Consider the following 1,620-nt stretch of genomic DNA (forward strand, 5'->3'; position numbering starts at 1 on the left):
TCTAAATTTTTAAAAGTTTTTTCTTGTACAATACGAGGAGTCCATATAAGCAAAAGCCAACTGTTTTTTGTCCTTTTAAACGACTTGTTAGAGCTACTATTCGTATCCAGTTTTATGCCTTTTTTTAATGTCGGCATCATTTTCACCGAAAAGGTATTCAACCGTTGAAAAATCAACTATTGGTGACTTGTTTATTAATTCTAAAAGCGCCTTATTACCATTATTTGAATAACTAATTACAGTTCCGAATTTCTTTAACCTTTTGGTGTCAATCTTGGTTTTAGCAAAAGCAGGAAATTCAGATAAAAAATTGTCTAACTCCACAATTATATCGTCAGTTAAAGTAATACAACGCTCAGATAGATCTATTAATATGGAAAGATTGGCTTTGCCTACGGCAACCTCAACTTGTTGAAGAGTTAAGTTTGCATAAGCAATATTACCAATGGAAACTAAAATCATTTCTTTGATATTTTGATTGATTTCATTCCTTTGCTCCCAAAGTTTTAGCAAATAATTGTAGTTGCTAACCATTGCTCTAATTCTTGGGATTTGACTCCATTTGGGTAACTCAGCTTTTGATTTACTCTCTTTTGGGACTATAAAGGATAAATCGTTAAATTTTTCTGGTATTGGCTGAGCGTGGAATAAAATACTAGGTATTGCGCCAACACGTTGGATAGGAAGGTCTGTTAGCTTCCCATTATAATTACCCTTAATAGCTAACAAATTTGATCTCGCTTGCTCTATATCAAGCGTCCATTTATTTGAAGCGTTCATTTTCTCTTTTTCAATTTGAACATATTCTTGTCTGTTCAAAGTGTAATAGGCAATTGTTGCACCTAAGATTGAAGTGAAAAATGCACTGGCTATGGGGAATATGTAATCTTTAAAAAAATTCGGCTCTTGTTTCAAGCTTTCAATCGCAGATACAACTAATTGAGTTTCTTCGTGCACAATACTTCCTTGTAGCTCTAACGCCCTGTTAAGGGGCAAAATTTAGTTGGCTAAAATGTTGAGGAACGAAAACAGCCAACTGTATTTTGTCCCGCTTGAACAGCTTGTTATGTATATGATTACACTAACTAAAAGCCATTAGTTTTATATTGTTCTTGCCAGAAATCAGTCAATGATTTTAAAAGGTAATCAGCTGATATTTCAGAGCCATCGGTGCGTGTAATGACTAATGGTTTAGCAAACCCACTTGAAAAACCAGAAGAGAACCCTGATTGCGTCCGAGTTTTAACTTTGCTTGAGAAATGCTTTGTTCCATTAGTTATTTTTCTAGCTATTTCAAATAGCTCAATTAAAGGTTCATGATTAGGGTAATCAATTTTAAATACAGAATCAGTAAATTTATGACAATTAACCCATTCATATAAGTGGTACGAAGTAATTGTTGAAAGCAAAGCATGTCGGCTAGAGGAATTATTATTTATAAAATCAGCATATTGTGGCAATACCATTTGATTTAAAAAATCATCTGCTGTTTTAATATTGAACGTGGATGAATTCACCTAACCTTCCTTGAATATACATAACGCCTCATTAAGAGGCAAAAAATAGTTTGCTAAAATGTTGAGGCACGAAACAGCAAACTGTTTTTTGTCCTGCTTTAAT

The 1,620-nt window shown here is 33.5% G+C and carries 2 protein-coding genes; both read right to left on the reverse strand.

From position 1 onward, the window contains the following. Positions 1 to 96: 96 nt before the first annotated feature. Positions 97 to 957, reverse strand: coding sequence for a hypothetical protein (locus CWS31_RS17230; RefSeq protein ID WP_101344014.1), 861 nt, complete (start codon positions 955 to 957; stop codon positions 97 to 99). 128 nt (positions 958 to 1,085) lie between these two features. Next, on the reverse strand, positions 1,086 to 1,517 hold the full coding sequence (locus CWS31_RS17235) for a hypothetical protein (protein WP_211355861.1): 432 nt from the start codon (positions 1,515 to 1,517) through the stop codon (positions 1,086 to 1,088). Between the last annotated feature and the right edge of the window lie 103 nt (positions 1,518 to 1,620).

The sequence above is a fragment of the Colwellia echini genome, from assembly GCF_002843355.2.
Classification (GTDB): domain Bacteria; phylum Pseudomonadota; class Gammaproteobacteria; order Enterobacterales; family Alteromonadaceae; genus Colwellia; species Colwellia echini.